Origin of the sequence: Rudanella lutea DSM 19387, from assembly GCF_000383955.1 — a bacterium.
Classification (GTDB): Bacteria; Bacteroidota; Bacteroidia; order Cytophagales; family Spirosomataceae; genus Rudanella; species Rudanella lutea.
Map to the genome: position 1 here is coordinate 239 of NZ_KB913014.1, position 18303 is coordinate 18541.

Annotated in this window: 16 protein-coding genes, 2 pseudogenes and 1 CRISPR repeat array; of the genes and pseudogenes, 14 read left to right on the forward strand and 4 right to left on the reverse strand. The window is 49.3% G+C overall.

The genetic code is table 11. The annotated features are described in order from the left end of the window. Nucleotides 1-2: 2 nt before the first annotated feature. Nucleotides 3-336: direct repeats of the CRISPR family, unit length 30 nt; unit sequence ATTTTCCCCACGCGGGTGGGGATGGACCGG. A gap of 342 nt (nt 337-678) precedes the next feature. Beyond that, complete coding sequence (locus RUDLU_RS0125720) at nt 679-1134, reverse strand: hypothetical protein (protein WP_019991329.1); 456 nt, start codon at nt 1132-1134, stop codon at nt 679-681. A gap of 68 nt (nt 1135-1202) precedes the next feature. Here RUDLU_RS0125720 and RUDLU_RS28360 point away from each other — a divergent pair, with 68 nt between their 5' ends. Further along, nucleotides 1203-1535 carry a helix-turn-helix transcriptional regulator gene (locus RUDLU_RS28360; protein ID WP_019991330.1) on the forward strand — a complete coding sequence of 111 codons (333 nt, stop codon included), beginning with the start codon at nt 1203-1205 and terminating at the stop codon, nt 1533-1535. A gap of 139 nt (nt 1536-1674) precedes the next feature. Here RUDLU_RS28360 and RUDLU_RS0125730 read toward each other — a convergent pair whose 3' ends face one another. Both RUDLU_RS0125730 and RUDLU_RS0125735 read right to left on the reverse strand, forming a co-directional pair. After that, entirely contained in the window at nt 1675-5223 is a 3549-nt protein-coding gene (locus RUDLU_RS0125730; RefSeq protein WP_083940675.1) for a relaxase/mobilization nuclease domain-containing protein, read from the reverse strand. A gap of 10 nt (nt 5224-5233) precedes the next feature. Further along, a complete protein-coding gene (locus RUDLU_RS0125735; RefSeq protein WP_019991332.1) occupies nt 5234-5716 on the reverse strand; it encodes a hypothetical protein in 483 nt (160 codons plus the stop codon). Nucleotides 5717-7070: 1354 nt separating this feature from the next. On the opposite strand from RUDLU_RS0125735, the gene RUDLU_RS29050 reads away from it, so the two are divergent. Next, nucleotides 7071-7688 carry a ParA family protein gene (locus RUDLU_RS29050; RefSeq protein WP_019991333.1) on the forward strand — a complete coding sequence of 206 codons (618 nt, stop codon included), beginning with the start codon at nt 7071-7073 and terminating at the stop codon, nt 7686-7688. 72 nt (nt 7689-7760) lie between these two features. Further along, nucleotides 7761-8994, forward strand: a pseudogene (locus RUDLU_RS30665) (IS256 family transposase). A gap of 295 nt (nt 8995-9289) precedes the next feature. Here RUDLU_RS30665 and RUDLU_RS28375 read toward each other — a convergent pair. Beyond that, on the reverse strand, nt 9290-9673 hold the full coding sequence (locus RUDLU_RS28375) for a helix-turn-helix domain-containing protein (RefSeq protein ID WP_019991334.1): 384 nt from the start codon (nt 9671-9673) through the stop codon (nt 9290-9292). A gap of 1069 nt (nt 9674-10742) precedes the next feature. Between RUDLU_RS28375 and RUDLU_RS30505 the strand changes: the two genes are divergently transcribed. The 11 genes and pseudogenes from RUDLU_RS30505 (at nt 10743) to RUDLU_RS0125800 (ending at nt 18292) form a co-directional block, all read left to right on the forward strand. Then, the gene (locus RUDLU_RS30505; RefSeq protein WP_019991335.1) at nt 10743-10871 is read left to right on the forward strand and encodes a TraJ family protein; all 129 of its coding nucleotides are present in this window, start codon (nt 10743-10745) and stop codon (nt 10869-10871) included. A 225-nt stretch (nt 10872-11096) separates the two neighbouring features. Further along, complete coding sequence (locus RUDLU_RS0125760; protein WP_019991336.1) at nt 11097-11528, forward strand: hypothetical protein; 432 nt, start codon at nt 11097-11099, stop codon at nt 11526-11528. 78 nt (nt 11529-11606) lie between these two features. After that, the gene (gene traM, locus RUDLU_RS0125765; protein ID WP_019991337.1) at nt 11607-12395 is read left to right on the forward strand and encodes a conjugative transposon protein TraM; all 789 of its coding nucleotides are present in this window, start codon (nt 11607-11609) and stop codon (nt 12393-12395) included. A gap of 48 nt (nt 12396-12443) precedes the next feature. Beyond that, nucleotides 12444-12944 carry a DUF4138 domain-containing protein gene (locus RUDLU_RS0125770; RefSeq protein ID WP_027303386.1) on the forward strand — a complete coding sequence of 167 codons (501 nt, stop codon included), beginning with the start codon at nt 12444-12446 and terminating at the stop codon, nt 12942-12944. Between the two features lie 286 nt (nt 12945-13230). Then, a pseudogene (locus RUDLU_RS30670) lies at nt 13231-13473 on the forward strand (DUF4138 domain-containing protein); the annotation flags it as partial. Between the two features lie 226 nt (nt 13474-13699). Continuing rightward, nucleotides 13700-14425, forward strand: coding sequence for a LuxR C-terminal-related transcriptional regulator (locus RUDLU_RS0125780; protein ID WP_044131346.1), 726 nt, complete (start codon nt 13700-13702; stop codon nt 14423-14425). Between the two features lie 77 nt (nt 14426-14502). Further along, the gene (locus tag RUDLU_RS0125785) at nt 14503-16839 is read left to right on the forward strand and encodes a TonB-dependent receptor (RefSeq protein ID WP_019991340.1); all 2337 of its coding nucleotides are present in this window, start codon (nt 14503-14505) and stop codon (nt 16837-16839) included. Between the two features lie 13 nt (nt 16840-16852). Beyond that, nucleotides 16853-17080 carry a hypothetical protein gene (locus tag RUDLU_RS29880; protein WP_157580812.1) on the forward strand — a complete coding sequence of 76 codons (228 nt, stop codon included), beginning with the start codon at nt 16853-16855 and terminating at the stop codon, nt 17078-17080. Nucleotides 17081-17120: 40 nt separating this feature from the next. Then, complete coding sequence (locus tag RUDLU_RS30675; protein ID WP_425414148.1) at nt 17121-17465, forward strand: DUF4386 family protein; 345 nt, start codon at nt 17121-17123, stop codon at nt 17463-17465. 21 nt (nt 17466-17486) lie between these two features. Continuing rightward, a complete protein-coding gene (locus RUDLU_RS0125795; RefSeq protein ID WP_083940679.1) occupies nt 17487-17888 on the forward strand; it encodes a DoxX family protein in 402 nt (133 codons plus the stop codon). Beyond that, nucleotides 17885-18292, forward strand: coding sequence for a hypothetical protein (locus RUDLU_RS0125800; RefSeq protein WP_019991342.1), 408 nt, complete (start codon nt 17885-17887; stop codon nt 18290-18292). Before RUDLU_RS0125795 ends, RUDLU_RS0125800 begins: the two co-directional genes overlap by 4 nt. Nucleotides 18293-18303: the final 11 nt, after the last annotated feature.

Genomic DNA, 18303 nt, shown 5'->3' on the forward strand with positions numbered 1-18303 from the left:
AAATTTTCCCCACGCGGGTGGGGATGGACCGGAAGCTGTCGTCAATCACGCCTGACTTTAGTTATTTTCCCCACGCGGGTGGGGATGGACCGGCCGGAACGCCGTGGCCGTGGCCCAACACGAAATTTTCCCCACGCGGGTGGGGATGGACCGTTTCTCCAGTACGACCAGCTCCACGTGCGAGAATTTTCCCCACGCGGGTGGGGATGGACCGGTAGGACGCCTTACGGGGTAATGCTCGTTCGATTTTCCCCACGCGGGTGGGGATGGACCGGGTTTACCTCTGCCCGTAAGGATGTAAAGGGGATTTTCCCCACGCGGGTGGGGATGGACCGTCGGCGCGAAGACGTGAAGCCATTGGTGTATATGCCGGAGGCACATGGTATTCAGAAAGTCCCTACCAATATGTTGTCAGTAGTATGACATCCAGTACCAGTAGGGAAGAACGTGGGCACCATTTCTACCGGATCTATGCGTACCAGGAAAGCTTACCCGTCCCTATGGCCACCTTACTCTCCTTGCTGGCTGTCTCCTTTGTACGTAAGAATCAATTCACTGTCTGGCCCTATCCTTTCGAACTGATCCGACTACATCGTGAGTTAACTTAGTAGATAGAACCAGACAGAAACAAAAAGAGGGAGACCCAAGCCCCCTCTTTTTGTTTCCCGATATGATACCTTACGATAGAAGCTCCTCAGCCTCCCTGATGAACTTAGCGGTAATCGTTTTCAGTTTATCCTGATTTATATTTGTCTGATCCGGATCTGAGTTTTCCACAGTAATTAAGTCAGGATTTTCAGCAAACAGCCACGATATGTTTAGATTATACTTTACTCTGTAAAAGACAAGTATATTCAGTAACATCGTTAAACTAATGCTTAGCTTGTTTTCGCTTCTGAATATTACGTTTTGGGATGTATTCATCTCTTGGGCAATCTCATACTGGCTTTTGTTCAGCATGGTCCTGAAATAGAGCAACCTGGCGCTGATAATCTCTTTTATGGTTTCTGAATTTAACTGTTTTGAGAGATGTTTAACGCCTTTTAGACCCCTTTTGGGGTCCGTGTCACCCTGAGGATAATAATCAGCCAAAGACTCAAATGCCTTGTTATTTTTGGTTTTCTTAGAATTCATGTGTTTACTAACATTTTTAGAATGTACGATAGTCAAATATACGACGATAATCGTTGAATTCAAAATAAATGAAGACGATAATCTGCAAAAATCCGAACGAACGACTCGCCCATTTTATAGAGCATCTTCAAATGAGTGTGAGTCGTTTTGAAAAGGAAACGGGTAGTAGTGTAAGCTCAATAGCTAGATTTATAAAAGGGAATGATCTTGGCATTAAAATGTTGGTCCGCATTTCAGAGCGATTCCCCCAACTCAATGTGGATTGGCTTATTACAGGTAGAGGAGAAATGCTCGTCGCTCCTAATTCACTTTCCGAAGCGGAGTTAGTTGAATCTATAAGCCAACTAAAAAGGATTGTAGGATATCTGGAAGATACGTTTATCAGGAATCCATTGGGGTGAAACCCAAAAACACACCACACGCACCCTCGAATATATGATTAGCCCACCCTTGGCTAACCATATATTCGAGGGCGTGATTAAAGGCTATTCGTTAATAAAACTATACTATCAACTTTATAGAATAAGTGTTTGCTAGAAGTTACAGTTTTTGCTTAGGTCTGCGATCTACGCCACCCCCTACCCCTTTATTCCGTTTTTTCCGGGGTTCGGGGGTAAGTGCAGCGTCGAAGGCTTCGCTCAGGTGATTCGTGTTATCTGCACTTACCTGTTCTATCAGGTTATCAATTGAACTGTTTGCCGCCTGGGTATCGGTCTGTGTTTCGCTCACGGCTCGGCTCTGCTCAATCCGTAGTGGCCCCTCGGTTTGTGATAGGGCGTTCAGCAGTCCGGTTGTATTATTCCGGTAGGGTCGTAAATCCTCGGCTTTACCTGTGATGTAGTTTATCTGGCTGGTTAGCTGGGCCGGATGGTTGCGGTCGATGGCAACGGCCAGATTGACCATCGCCCGTCCGCGCTCGGTTTGCAGGGCGGCTATCTGTTGGTTGTAGTAGCGGGGCGTCGGGGCGATGCTGGCCAGCAGGGGTTGTAGCGCAGCCGGAAGGGGGACGTAGCTTTCGGGTGGGGACAGAAAGTGTCCGATCCGGTTACCCGTGGGGGTTGGCTGGATCACAAGTCCGCGTTGGTAGAGGGTTCTGATCGTTGCGGTCAGGTCGTCTTTAACCGGGTGTTGGCGGAGGGTGTGTTCAACCGTGAGGGTGTTGAGTGTCTGCGCCTGCGCGGCAAAGGTGGCCGGGCCAAGTACGGCCCTGACGCGTTCGATGTCCATCGAATAAAAGGTAGGTACGGTGTCCCGCGCTTTCCCGGTGGCTCCTGATCCTTCGGGCAGGATGGGTTCGCCATTGGCAATTTTTTCGTACAGGGCCCGTTCGGCCGGTGGTAACTGGCTTGTGCCGGTCGGTAGTTTAATGGATAGGGCAATGGCGGGTTCGGCCTGGAGTCGTTTCAGCTCGTGGGGGTTTGGCGTGTAACGGATAAACGAATCGGCCGGGTAGGTAAACCGGAGGGTTCCCTCGGCGGTCGGCTCAAGAGGGTAGCCCATTGCCCGGAGTAACTGTAGCCGGTCGGCGGGTTTAAGGGGGGCATCGGCCAGGAGGTTGAGCCTATTTTTGGCTCCCTTGGCAAAATGCTCAGTGTCTTTCTGCTCGATGACGAAAGCCTCTTTCAGGCGGTTGGCCTTGAAGGTGGCTACGACGGCTTCGGCCTCGGCCCGGCCCACCGAATGCGGGGGGGCACTCAGGTAGGAGACAAGCCGCGAGGTGGGGAAGTCGGCGGGTTGACGAAGCAGACTGCTTTCGTAGAAGTGACCTTTCTGCAAGCGGGCTGCGGGGTAGTCTTTCCAGAGCAGACTTTGCAGGTAGTTACTGCGGGCCGTCTTGCGTTCTTCTTTCTTCTCTATGGGGTGTTGTTGCGGCTGCTTGATGCCCACAGTTGTTGTCAGCAGGGTTTGCAGCAAAGCGGGGCCGTTTTGTCCCTGCAATTCGGGGGCTCGTTCAATAAGCTGTTTTTCGAGTTGCCGTTGGCGGTCTTCCCGGCCCTGGTCAAGGGCTTGCTGGTAGAGCACCATTGTCCGGCCTACGGGCGTGTTGAGGGCGTAGATGCGGTCAGCATAATCGGCCGGCAGAGCGGTTTGCTCCAACTGACGTTGCAGGGTTTCGCCTATGGCCACGAAGCTACTCGGAGGGGTATTGTAAAAGCCAGCTGTGGGGGGGCTTCCCGGTGCAGTGTTGAGGACGATGCCACGGGTGTAGAGGGCTTCGACGATACCACCTGTAGATTTGCTTAAGTCTGGCAACTGCTGAAGGTAGGCCCGGTTAAGGTCTTTGCTTAGGGCTTCAAAGATGGCTGGTGGCAGCAGGCTTTTGAGGATGCCTACCCGTACGGTATAGGGCGAAACCCCTTCGATGGCTTTGCCGGTGGCTGCGGCCAGAAGGGCAGCTTTCTCTTCCCGGCTGAACGATTGCGGAATGGGAACCGGAGCCCCGCTACGGGCGACAAGTTTGCCGTAGTCAGCCGGGGCAATGGGCATTTGGTGTGCCGGTGAGGAGGGGTGCGAAAGGGCTTTCCCCTCGGCTCCTTTATCGGTGAGGACAAACCCCATTCGTTCCAGAAAGGTGATCCGGCTCTCGGCGGGAATGGGCATAGCCATAGCCAGTTTGAGAAACTGCCCGGCCTGTTGCTCAAAGTAGCCTATTTCCCGGCTGATGATCTGGGGGAACTGTTCGCGCTTGTAGCGTTCAAATTCCGATACGGCCGCGATGGCTACGGCTGGCGAGTGACCTTTTCGGATCAGTTGATCCCGGAGATGCTCAAAGGGGAAAGCGTTAATCAGGCTGCTTTCAAAAAAGATGTTCTTTTCCTTTTTATAGTCCTGGTAGGCTTCGGAAACCAGTTTACCTAAGCGTCGACGTTCCTCGGGTGTCGTGGGGTTGGGTGGGTTTGCCGGGGCAGGCTGACGTACATTACTGGCGGGTGACTCAAGGGGAGGAACAACCGGGGGCGTAGGCTGGGCAGCCTGCGTCGGGGCCGGAACCGGTGTGTTGGTGACCGGTGTGCTGGTAGGCGCTTGCAGCGGATAGATACGGCTTTCCCGGATTACGCTTTCCTCCACGAAGTACCGTTGCAGATGTCTGTAGGTGAACATCGGGCCCAGCTCGTTTTCGCTGTACACGGCTCGTTTCTGGTGGTCAACGTAAACGTAGCTATCCTTGTGTTCGAGTACCTGAATGCCGGCTTCGCGCAAGGCCGCTTTGAAGTCAGCCTCGGAGACGTTCTGGTAGTCGCGTAGGCTATGCTCGATGCGTTTGAGCAATGCGGGCCGGTTGACGGCTTTCTTCTGGTTCCCGCTGCGAAACCGGTTTTCGAGTCGGTCAAGGGTAGGAGCAAAATGGTAGGAGCTGGCTTTGACTGACGGGCTCAGGGGCGTCTTCTCCTCGTCGGTGATCTGAAAGGTGATCCCTTTCCATGTACTTCCAGGCTTTTGGCCCAGCACGTTCATTTGCACGTTATAGGCACCAAGGAAGGCGCTGAACTCTTCGAGTCGGGAAAAGCTGTAATCACGCATGGCCGTCTGAACGACGTTACCGATGGCCTTCTTGGTTTCCTGCTGGCCGTAGTGGATGGCATGTTCGGGCAGCGTTGAGGAAATGGTCAGGATTTGGTTTTGCTCTTCGGCCTTGATGAGGTCATGGGCTATCTCAAGCTCCTTCCGTGCGGTGTTGCACCGATGCTTGATAAAGTCCTCTGATACCTTATTGCCGTTCTCATCAACCAATACTGATACGATGTGGGCATGGGGATGGGCGGTATCGTGATGGCGATAGATCACGTAAGGTTGTTCACCGAATCCCATCTTGTCCATGAACTCCTGTCCGATTTGGGATAGCTTCTCGTCGCTGACGGTTTCCTGTGGGCTACACGCTAATACAAAGTGAACGCCCGGTTTGCTGATGCGGGGATTGAAACTGGCCCGTCGCTCCAATAGTATCGAGCGAGCTTTGGGAAGTTCACCCAATCTTTCAGTAGGGAAGTTTTTAGTAAAAAGTACGGATGCTTCTCCATTTTGAACCTTCTTATCGTTGTAACGAGCGGTCCCCTTTACGCTCATGCTGGTGGTAAGTTTTACGATCATTTTTTTGAGGTTAATCTTGGTACCACGCTGCGACTTTGGGGATTAGAGCATTAAGCTTTGCGTACTGATATTCGAGCTTATCCCGAAGGATTTGCGTCGATTCCGAAGCATCGCTATTTATTTCTGTTCGGTGCTTGCTCAGTTTTTCTAAATTTTCTGAACAGGCTTTCAGGTGTTTTCTGATAACCCCCAAATCAATGAGTATTGCAGTCAGGCTTTCGCGATCAGATTGATTGAGGGATTCGTTGCGCTTGCGAGTTTTCCGACTACTTTTTGTCTGCATAACTTTCTCTTTTAGAAAATTTGCGAACGTAATCTTGGACTGGGCCGATGCGATTTCGTGTTCGGCTCGAAGTTGTTCCTGCTCTTTTTTTGAAACCGAAAACCCAACAGTGTACGATAATTTATCGTCACTTTGTTTCGGCTTAGGCCCGCTTTTCTTGCGATAACTCGGCCGGGGCTTCTCCCCTAATTCAAGTTCGTGTTCTTCCATTTCCTTGTGCTTTCACGGTTTTGTGTTTTCAGCCCGGATGCATTAGCGGAGGGCATTTCTTTCCCGACCAGGCCCGGATGCGTTAGCGGAGGGCCGGGGCGGGTGTGGCCTCGCAGAGCAAGATCAATTTTCGCAAGGAGTTTTGACCGGAGCCGATAGGCGGGAGGGAGAAATCTCCTTAAGAAAATTACATCTTGCTCCTTCTGTTAAGGAAGGCATTAGGCTGGGTGAAGTTAGGCAGACTGATTTGTTTTTGCAAGTTCTGATTTGAAATGCAGATTATGGGACTATGGCTGACCTGGCTGATTTTATGCCTAACGAGTGCAGCCGTGTATTTATATATAGTGCTGATAATCAGTAATTTATAGTGTAAGCTGTTTTGGGCGTCTTTCTGGGGTTTCGGGAAAGATACTGGCTGTTTCTGGGGTGGGGCTGCTGATAGTCGGCCCTGGACAGTCTTTGCTGATCGGAGTGGCTGGTAACGTTACTGGTAAGCGGGTCTGTGTAGGTGGTGTAAAGGCAGCTTATTTTGCCTCTACTTCTCTCGTTGTACGGGTGGCTTGGAGTATAAAAAGTATGGGATCGAGGTGAAGTTTTGAATGGGTTTTTGGTGAAAAAATGGGGGGTCGATTTACAAAAAGTGTTGTACATAATTTTTGGATTTCACTTGAGCATGATGGTTGCGTCATGGAAATTTCGGGGTATGAATTGCAGGTAAAACGGGCAAAAAATATGTAACTTTTTTAAAGTCGTTTACAAAAATTGACCCCCTAATCTACTGTTGTATAGCGGGTTACACATGTCACTTTCCAATCTTGTCATTAGGGTAATACCCAAATAGGGTATTGTGGTATTCGGGTATTCGGGTATTCGGGTAATACCCGAATACCCGAATAGGGTATTGTGGCATCGTGTTATTTGTATATTGGTTTGTTAGTATCTCTATATTGTAGTTGTTATTGTGTTAGCTATTGTAGTTGTTATATTTTGTTGTTTGAATGTATGATTGTTTGATGTTAGAATAAAGTATTTGTTTATCTGTATAATTCTATTTGCATTGTTAGTATGTTATGTTGTATTGTTGTTATCTATCTATCTGTAATTGTTTGAATTGTTGTTTTATACTATGTATTGTATTGTCTTATATCCAATATTGCTTGTATGTATTTGTTATTTAATTGTATGTACAATGTTTTATTTATGATAGTATTTGTTTGGTCTAACATATTGATTGTAAGATATTTATTTTCAATTGAGCATAGTGTCTGAGAAAAACTAAGTTTTTGCGAGTATCTGGCGTGTCTTTTTTGATATAAATTAGCACTCGTTAATAGTTTTCATAGATTGACGAGATATGACAAAGATTCTGTGTTTTAGCTCCCAAAAAGGGGGTGTAGGTAAGACGACGTTAACGGCGCTCGTAGGCACCCACTTGTGGGCGAGCGGGAAAAAGGTAATAGTACTGGACTGTGATGATCCTCAGCACTCGCTGCACCGCCAACGTTTAAACGACCTGGAGCGATTGCGCAATGAGCCTGTGTTGGCTCAGGAGTTTAGTTCGCAGGGCTTATCGCCTTATGAGATAGCCGCGTCGAACGTGAAGCAGGCGGTGAGTGTGTTGCGTATGCTGAAGCAAAGTGGCATGGCGGATTACATTTTCGTCGATCTTCCGGGTACGCTGAACGTGTCGGGTGTAGAAGGGTTAAGTGAGCTACTTGACCTGTTGATCGTCCCCTTTGAGATGGAAGCGAAGGTGTTTGCCTCGGGTGTTGAAACGCTGACGTTTCACCGTCGGGTGAATCCGGGATTGCCTCTCGCAATGGTTTACAACCGGGTAAAGAAAGGGGAGTCTCCGGTGTTCATGGATTCGATCAGTGACTATCTGGACAAGATGAACTTTGGGTACCGTTTCAAGACGATCCTGTATGATCGGGTTTTTATGAAGCGGGATAGTTCAACGTTGTTTCCCTGAGACTGCTTTTTAAACTGTGTCAAGATTGGGTTTGAATAGAAGGGAAGAAAACAATTTCCTAATTTCCTACTCATGACTGACTCCTTCGACTACGAAGCCTTCAAAAAAGCGGCCATCAAGGGCCTTTATGATGGCAAGCCCCTTACCGGCCAGGACGGCCTGTTCGCTCCCTTACTCAAGCACTTTTTAGAATCAGCTTTGGACGGGGAAATGGAGAACCACTTAGCCGAGTCACGCCCCCAAGCCAACCGACGCAACGGCAAAACCACCAAGACAGTTAAGAGTAGCGCAGGGCTACTGGAGCTGACCACGCCCCGTGATCGAGCGGGCAGCTATCAACCGCAACTCGTCCCCAAGCGCCAAGTGGTACTCACTGATCAGTTGGAAGCTAAAATTCTTTCGCTCTATGGGCGCGGCTGTAGCTACGCCGACATCAGTCAGCATCTCCAGGAGATGTATGGTTACTCACTCTCTGATAGTGAGCTAACCAGCATTACCGATAAGGTTTTGCCCGCCATGCGGGACTGGCAAAACCGGCCCCTGGCGAGTTTGTATGTATTGATGTGGCCGCTTCGGCGGTCCGATGGATGGCATCTATTACAAGGTTCGTCAGGAGGGTAAAGTGGTCACGCGTGTGTTGTACAGCGTGATCGGGCTGACGCTATCAGGTCGTAAACAGGTACTGGGCATTTATACAGCCGAGAGCGAATCGGCCCGCTTCTGGCTAACAGTGCTGACGGACTTAAAACAACGAGGGGTAGAAGACATTCTGATTAGTTGTGTGGATGGGCTCAAAGGCTTTGATACGGCTATCAACACGGTTTTCCCCCGCACAACGGTCCAGTTATGCATTGTGCATCAGTTACGTAATTCGTTCCGCTTTATTCCTGATAAGCATCTGAAAGAGTTTGTCAAGGCCATCAAAACCGTTTATCAGGCTCCTACTGCCGAGCAGGGCTGGGAGAATCTACAATGGATGCAAGAGCAGTGGGGCAGTAGGTACCCGCAAGCACTGGCAGGCTGGGTGAGCAACTGGTCGTTGCTATCCTCGTTTTACGATTACCCCGCCAGCCTTCGCAAGGTGGTCTATACCACCAACACGGTGGAAGCTTACCATCGCCAGCTCCGCAAGGTGACCAAGACGAAGGGAGCTTTTGCTTCTGACGTAGCTTTGCAAAAGCTGGTGTATCTGGTGATTCAGAATCTGGAAACAAAGTGGGAAACAAAAACCTACAACTGGAAGGAGGTCATCAACGACCTGACAAGTATCTTTGAAGAACGCATCAAACCGCATCGCTTCGACTAAAGCCCGCCTGACACAGTTTAAAAATCACTCCCGTTTCCCTCGACCGAAGGGATGGTGATCGCAATTAGCAAGCTGGGCGTCAAGCATTATGCTGTTCTATTTGCGGCAATGCACTGAAGGGCCAAACAGATAGATAAGTGTGGGGGCACATTCAACTGTATGTGTAGTGAATTTACGTAAGGATAAGTTTTATCTGCTTAACTAGATTAATAGGATTACCTACGTAACTCTCCCAGGTATCGGCAATAATTGATTAAGATTTATGAAGTTGACCATCAATCGAAAATAAAAACACTTACAAATCTGGCAGGAGGTCATTATCCTTAAACTGTCGAATCAAATCATTGATCAAGTCAAGTTTCTTTTTACTTTTCGCTATGTTATATTGAATGTTTAACAGTTTTTCATCATGGTACCGGGGCAAATATTCATTTTCCGGCGAGAATAACCACTCGGGATTTATCTGGTAATTCTTATAGAAGTAGAGAAAGGTAGAGAACAGCGAAGTCTGTGATACTTTAAGCCCGTTCTCAAGCCGAAAGATCAGGTTTTGTGTTGTACCCATTTCCTCCGCTAATTCAGCCTGTGAAAGCTTCAGATCGTGTCGCAGCATTTCAAAGCGTTGTCCAATTTTATCTTTTATTCGCTCGACTTCGCCCTCGTCTATTTTATGTAACATTAGTCTTCAAAATTATCGTCAATGCAATTTAGTGTTTTCTAAAATCGATCTATGATTCTGATATAAATTTTAGATTAATCAATTATTTTTATTTTTCCAGTCCAATTTGCAGTCTGCTACCTATAGACATTTATATCTCTGATAGTTAAATAGTTAAGAGGTTTAATAAGGGTATCAAGAGAGTCTTTCTAAACTACGACAAAATCCGAGTAGAGCCCTTATGGCTCTAACTGCGACAAAATCCTTGTTAGGCTATGCATGCTGGCTTATATGCGGTAATCAGATACAAATAATATGGTTACTGGACAACTAGCTAAACTTAGAAATATACAATTCTTAAAAAACATTCTCATCAAAAATTTGATATGTTTAGTAGATTTTTAGATTAAATAAAATTGCCATTAACAATCGATAATGAGTCAGGATATTACAATAATCTGACAGACGCTATGAAAGATAAAAAAATCTTGCTGAATGGGTTAACACTCATTTCTTAACTAATGACTACAATTGTAGAATATTTCACTACTATATCAAGAAATAACCAATGGATATTTTGCCGGAGCTACCTTTAAACTATGATTAAACGAGAGTTTCGATTTTCATTTTTAAAAACTGCATTTCATATTGCCCTAAAAACTAGAATTGAGCCTACATTAAGATAGAATATACAATAAATTAGGAACAGAGTAGGAGGAAATACAATCGCGTACATTCAGTACAAACTGCCAATAAAGCTATTACCAATATGCACTTTCACGAGGATTTTGTCGTAGTTAAAAATTTAAAAAAAGGCCTTAGCTGCTTAAATACGAATAAAACAGGCGCTCACGAGGATTTTGTCGTAGTTAGTTAATTAAGGCTTAACGAGGATTTTGTCGTAGTTGACGAAATCATAAACAGTCAATCAATCACTCGTTAATGAAACTTTATATTCTAACCCTATACACGCTGACCGCCTTGGGGCAGGTAATGGCCCAAACAACGTCGTCGGTTGGCAATACATTGACAGAAGCCTACAGTTCGGGGCTCAGTACGGCCAACCAAGTTTTGTCAGCTGGGTCTCAAGGTGATTCAGACCTTCTTTCTGCTCATTCTCTTTATCGTGGGGCTGCTGACGTTCGGGCTGGCCTGCTTCGACTGGTTTTATGGGTCGCTGGCGACCTGGCTGGCGCGGGTCATCCACGTCATCCTGTAGATTCCGGTGTTCAACATCTTCGGCGGCATCATCGAGCAGGTACACATCACCATGCTCCGAATAGACATCGCTCAGTTGAAGAATACGGCTCCCTCAGCGTTTGTCGGTCGGCACTGATGGCCCTGTTCACCAGTGTGCTGAGCCTGCTGGCCCTAAGCGTCTGGTATGGCAACCAGCATCTATTCAAAAACACGTACTCTCAAAACTGGACAAATACGACTACGTATGGCAACGCTGAATCAAACCGGATCTCACAAGAGCGACGTCCGCGAACTCCTCACCGATGGGCGGTTTCGGCTGGCCCTCGGCCTGCTGCTCCTGTCTATCGCGGCCTTTGTAGTTCACCAGGTAATGAACTGCGACTCCGAATCGCTCGAAGGCAACAACCTCAACACGACTGTGCCCTCAGCCCTCGTCGATTCAGTATCAAAATCGAAACTCGATGTCATGGCGCAGACCCACGAATCCGTACCGATGGCCCTGCTAGGTGCTGATGCTCAAACGTCGCTCACGGCTACCGAGTCGGGTATGCAGCCGGTGGTTGCTCCGGCAATGGGTAGCCCGGCCATGGCACCTTCGATGGCGCTGCCCGTCGGAACGCCGACCGGTATGGCGATGTCTCAGGGTGGGGGAGGTGCCTCGGCTCCCGGCTCGTAGGTACCGGGTTCGCTCGACCGGTACATGTACCGCAAGATCGTACCTACCGACGAGGGGTTTAAACGCTGAGCAACTACTATGAAACGCCCGGTGAACCGGTACCGTCGCGGCCGACAGCCCGCCCCCGCGCCGTGGCCCACAATGATGACAAGGAGGACGAAACACCCCAGGTATCACCCGCCGTGCAATACAGAACTCAACCGACTCAAAGCCTTACTCGAAGAATACAAACGCGACAAGGAGGCTAAAGCAATTGCCCGGCAAAAAGCGGACCTGAGACCCCAGAAACTGGCCAGGACGGATATGGTCAGCGGGCTTGACGGCATCGACCGGTCCCGAAATGGTTTCTATGGAATTTTCTCGCAGGAGTCCCGGCAGGAAAACGAAAGCCGCGACGAAGCTATCAACGGTACGTTCCGGGCCGTTACTAACCAGAATCAGACAGTTGTCAGCGGAGGGCGGATTCAACTGCAGCTGCTGGAGTACATGACAATTCAGGATGTTGTCATCCCGAGTGGAACGCTCCTACACAGTGTCGGCAATTTCGGGGCAGAGCAGGTAGGCGTTCAGATTACGTCGGTGCAGATTCGCAACCGTATTTACCCCATCCGGCTTTCGGTCTATGATATGGACGGGCTACCTGGCATCTACGTACCCAACGTGATCGCGGTGCAGGAGGGTCGGCTGGCCACCGTGCAGGCCATCGGCGGGGTGAACATCAGTACGCCAACAACCGGCAGCAATATTGGACAGGCTGCTGCTTCGGCGGCTCAGGCCCGGGTGCACGGGGTGCAGAACCTATTCCAGTGCAAAGGCCGATTGCAGAAGGCGGCCCTGAAAGGCAACTACTACGTATTGCTTCGATAGCAGTAATATCATGAAACTGCATTACTAATTTTTAGTAAAACTGAAATTATGAAAAACATTATGTGTTTCCTGTTGATTGGTAGCGCATCACTGTTGAGCGTTTACGCGCAGAAGAAGGCGATTCTTGCATCGTATAAACGCTGGGTTACCTCTTCAGTCTCCACCACGCGGGCCACGTCGGCGAAAGGTCCGGTGAACGTACCGGCTTCGCATGGGTCCGATGTAGCTCCCTCCGTGCCGGCGGCTCCGGTGAGCACGGCAGCTACCTCTACGACCATGCTGCCAGAGATGGCCACACCGACCGCCCAGGTTATCCGGTCGTACCCGGTCAAGCTGGCGTACAACAAAACGGTCAGTATTATTTTTCCGGTCCCGGTGCGTTCCGTCGATCTGGGGAGCCACGACATCATCGCCGATGTCGAGAACGTGCTGAAAGTAAAGGCCAATCAGATCGGCTTTAACGAAACCATTTCTCGGTCATCACGGCCGATGGCAAGTTCTACAGCTTCGTGGTCAGCTATAACGAAAGCCCCGCTACACTGGCCCTGAACTTAGTGGTCTATCAGGTCAACCTGAAAGCGGGTACCCGGCCTGGATTGGCCCAGCCTCACAAGCCGCTTTCATCCAGACCGGGTCAGTGTATTTCGCCAACGTAGCGGCTTCTCAACAAGATCTAGCGGGGGTCAGCGACCACGTACTGCACAAAACCCGCCGAGTCCGGGGCATCGGCCACGACCGGAGCAGAATGGCCGTTAAGCTGAAAGGTGTTTTCCTACTGTATTACCGCCTGGCGTTCCGCAACCGCTCGAACCTCAACTAGGTCCTCGATTACGTCCGCTTTTTCATTATCGATAAAACCGTTGCCAATGAAGCCTCTCATCAGGAAATCAAGGTACGCCCGATCTACATCCACAACGACCCGATCCGTACCGTGAAAGGCCATTCATACGTCGAGAAGGTTTATGCCTTTCAGCGGTTCATTATCCCTGCCGATAAGGTCTTGCAGGTACAAAACGGCGAGCGGCAACTGGCTTATGCGATGAATAACCGGGTGATTATAAGAGCAAAGTCATTGTAGGGAATCTATTTGATGTTACAGCCGCTGATCATTCCAGCGGCTTTTTTGCTGATGGGAAATATTTTGTCGAAAATGCATGCCAACCTCTCAGTAAGCCGTTTGTACCTATTTGATTCCTTTTCACGAGTTGACATCCAATCTTGTGCAGTCAATAACCATATAGACGCTTCCATCGAATCTATAAATGAACGGGCAAAACAGCATTCAGGACATTGTTTTTCACTTCATGAATCAATTCGTTTTTGACGAAGATGAGTTAGACTATTCATGCATCGCTAAACACGCGAACGTACTCCAGGCATTGGCCGATGTGAGCAATTCCGGGGTGCAGATTTTCGACCAGCATCGAAAACAAATTGCCTTCTTCTCTACCAATTACGGCAAAATGTTGGGCTATGAACCAGCAGATTATGAGGGGCTGAACTACCACTTTTTTGAAAGCAAAATCCACCCTGATGAGAAACATCAACTGGCAGTGCGGGGAGTTTCGGTTTTAAAAATGTTCAGTACGTTCTCGAACAACGAAAAGTTGAATCATAAAGCTATTTACGAGTATCGGATGCTGAACAGCGAGAACGTCTATGTCCGGCTCGTTGAGCAATTTCAGGTGCTGGAATTAGACTCAAGAGGCCAGATATGGCTCATGTTTAGCGTGGTTGATCTATCGCCCAATCAGGAGTCGGATGGTTCGGTTAAATGCCAGATATTGAACTTCAGAACCGGCCATTTTGTCCCTTTGGAAATGGAGTCACCGCAGGTCGAGCTAACAAAACGTGAGATCGAGATTCTCAAATTGGTGAAGCAGGGCTATCTGAGCAAAGAAATCTCCGACCAGCTTTCAATAAGTGTGCATACCGTCAACACGCACCGGTACCGTTTTTTAGAAAAACTGGGGGCCAATAACTCCATAGAAGCCGTTGTGTTTGCGTCAAAACACGGACTATTGGACTGAGCGTACTAATAAATCAGTATTGTGCTGGGATAGCGGTGAAAAGACCTTTGTGGGGTCAAATCATCTAATCAGTTTGCATGATACGTACTTCGTTTACACTCCTCTTAACATTCTTTTTAACCAACGTTCTCGCCCAGTCAACCCAAACTATTCGTGGTTCTGTTATCGACGGAGCTTCCAGCAAGCCCATTGCTTTTGCATCCATTGTCGTAACGGAAACGACCCCGCTCCTTGGCGCAACCACTGACGAAACGGGGGCTTTCGCGGTAAATAACGTACCGGTGGGGCGCTACGACCTACGGGTTACGGTTGTCGGCTACGAGTCGGCTGTGGTGCACGAGGTGCTGGTTGGGTCAGGTAAACAAACGGCCCTGACGATCCACCTCAACGAAGCGGTAACTCAACTCAACGAGGTCACGGCCCGACCCCGCGTGAGCAAAGAGCAGCCTATCAACACAATGGCTACGGTTAGTGCCCGGATGCTTAGTGTAGAAGAAGCCAAACGCTATGCGGGTGGTTTCGACGATCCGGCCCGGCTGGCGTCGGCGTTGGCCGGCGTAGCGGGCAACATGGGCGACAATGGCATCATCGTGCGTGGCAATGCGCCCAAGTTTCTGCAATGGAGAATGGAGGGTGTCGAGATTCCCAGCCCCAACCACTTCGGCGACCTCAACTACCTCGGCGGGGGCATTCTGACCGCTCTGAGCAGTCAGATGCTGGCCAACTCTGATTTTCTGACGGGGGCTTTTCCTGCCGAGTACAGCAATGCGTTGTCGGGTGTGTTCGATGTAGCCATGCGAACGGGTAATAACCAAAAGCGTGAAAGCACCATTCAGTTGGGTGTGGTGGGGTTGGAGAGTGCCTCCGAAGGCCCCTTCAAAAAAGGCGGACGGGCGTCATACCTCTACAATTATCGGTACGCTACGTTAGCCTTGCTGAAGCCGCTCCTGCCCGAAGATGCCCAGAGCATTGCCTATCAGGATCTGTCGTTTAAGCTAAATTTTCCGACGACCACCGCCGGTACGTTCTCGGTCTGGGGCATGGGGTTCCGGGACGGAGCGAGTGCTCAGCCCAAAAAAGACCGGAGCGACTGGAAATACCCCGACGATAACGAAGACAACGTCATCAGGCAGTCAACGGGCGTGGTGGGCATCGGACATACGTATGTTTTCAGCAATGACGTCTATTGGAAAACAACCGTAGCCGCTACCGCCAACGAGGTTGACTGGACGGCTCAAAAACTGACGAATGAACTGGAATTGAATCCGTACAGCAAGATCGCCAATACCAACTGGAATGTCATTCTATCGTCTTTCCTAAACAAAAAGTTTAGTAGTCGCCACACCAACCGGACTGGTATCATACTCAACAGTATGCACTATGATCTTTTGCTCAACAAAGTCCTTCGTCTCGGGAGCATTCCTCAGGAAATCGTGAAGGCACGAGGACAAAGCTTGTTGGCATCGGCCTACAGTAGCTCGTCAATGTACCTGACCGATAGGCTGGTGATGAACGTCGGCCTCAACGCGCAACTGTTTACGCTGAACAACCGGTACACCATCGAACCCCGGCTTGGTTTTCGACAGCAGTTCAACGAGAACCATTCGCTTGGTTTGGCGTATGGGCTGCACAGCCGCCTTGAGAAGCTGAATTACTATTTCAACAACTCACTAACGACGGGTGAAAGAGCCGTCAACCGGAACCTTGATTTCTCGAAGGCGCACCACCTCGTGTTGAGCTACGATTGGAACGTATCAGACCGTATTCACCTCAGGATTGAGCCGTATTATCAACGCCTGTTCTCCGTGCCGGTCATACGCGATAGTTCGTTTTCGTTCATCAACCTGCAAAGTGATTTGTTCTTTGGCAAGAAGTTGCAGAATACGGGCGTAGGTCGTAATTACGGGATCGATCTGACGCTCGAGAAATACGTCTCAAACGGTTATTACTATCTGCTGTCCGGCTCGTTGTTCAATGCCGAATACAAAGGCGGTGACGGCGTTTGGCGAAACACCCGCTTCAACCGCCGATACGTAGTTAATTTTTTAGTTGGGAAAGAGTGGGCACTGGGTAAAAACAAGCAAAACACGTTTAGCCTGAATACCCGGCTCAGCTATCAGGGCGGCAACCGATATTCGCCCGTTGATGAGGTAGCTTCAAGGAAAGCCCAGGCTGTTATCTACGACGAAAGCAGGGCGTATTCGTTGCAATCAGACCCTATGCTCCACGTGCATTTCACGGCAATCTACCGCATCAATAAGAAAAAGCGGGCGAGCGAACTGGCCCTGAAAGTCCTGAATCTAACGCAACAACCCGACTTCAGGGGGCATCTGTTCAACCAAATTGCCAATGTGGTTGAACAGGAATTACCCACACTTATGATTCCCAACCTGAGCTACAAAGTGGAATTTTAGCCGTCCGAATCAAATGAACACCCTCATCGGAGCGAACCGAATAAACGCCGTTGCTACGGGTATATGCTTTATGGCAGCGGCCGTCACCTCAATAGCCGGCAAATTGCTTTACGCCCCCGTTTTGGCCAACCCCGATTACCTGACAGTTGGGGTTGTGGAAGTCAATCAAGTCATTTTGGGAGCCGTTTTTGAATTGGCTTTAGTTATATCGGCCATTGGAACCGGGATGCGTGTTTTTTAGAGCGTTGGAGGTAGTTTTCATCCTGGTTGGGTTAGTGAGCGTGTTGGCACTGATTACGTTGAGCAGGTCGTTTACTACGTCATCCTCAGCCGATACGGCGCATTTTATGGTTGTAGGAGCAACGCTAAAAGGCTTCCACGACTGGACGTTAGTATTAGGCCCCAACTTCATGCTCGGCATCAATACGTTCCTCTACAGCTACGTATTCTTTGTCTCCGGTCTTGTGCCCAAGCCCATCGCTCTACCAGGTCTCACAGCCGCCACGTTAATCTTTCTTGTGTCGCTACTCGAATTGTTCCGAGTTGTCCAGCAAGTGTCGGTGGCGGGCTGGCTTATCCGAAAAGGATTTAACTTATCCCGTATTCAGCCAATTAGGCTCTACTAACCTATATATACCCTTCGTTGTATGCCTAACTTTCCCTTTCTCTCTACCACTCAATACCTTACCATCCTGCGCGTAGGGCTAGGGCTAATGATGATGGCTCACGGAGCCGCCCGTCTGTATGTAGGTTCCGTAGGGGCGTTCGGGGGTTTCCTCAACAGCAAAGGATTGCTGATTGGTCCGGCGCTTGCCTGGGCTATAACACTCAACGACCTGGTCGGCGGTGCTTTACTGACCTTAGGCTACTTCCGCAGAGGGCTAAGTGCCGGGTTTATTCTGGTCATGCTGGGTGGTATTGCGCTGGTCCATTGGCCCAACGGCTGGTTTGTAGTGGGCCACCAGCAGGGTGGTATCGAGTACAACGTATTGCTCATTCTATGCTTTTTGCTGGTAGCTTCACAAAACCCTAACCGTCACCATCCATGACCGAACGATTCCTGAAAGCATTGCTTGAGCGTCCGAGACGACTGTTCCTGATAGACAGCCTCGGCGCATGCCTGACGGTGGTGATGTTGCTTGCCTGTTTGCCGTCCCTTGAGCCGTACATCGGGATGCCACTGCCTATTCTGCGGCTATTGGCTCTGCCTGCATCCACGTTCGCCCTTTATTCGGCTGGATGCTATTGGCTGGTACGTAGCCGGTGGCAGCTCTACCTGAATGGCATTGCAGTGGCAAATGGGTTATATTGTCTGATCACGTTTGGGCTGATAATCAGCTATTATGACTTACTAACAAGGCTTGGCGTGGCCTATTTCTTAGGTGAAATTGGGGTGATTTGTGCATTGATTTGGGTGGAACGACAAGCTGTAACCCTATATGCTACCCGTTGAACGCTACTTTT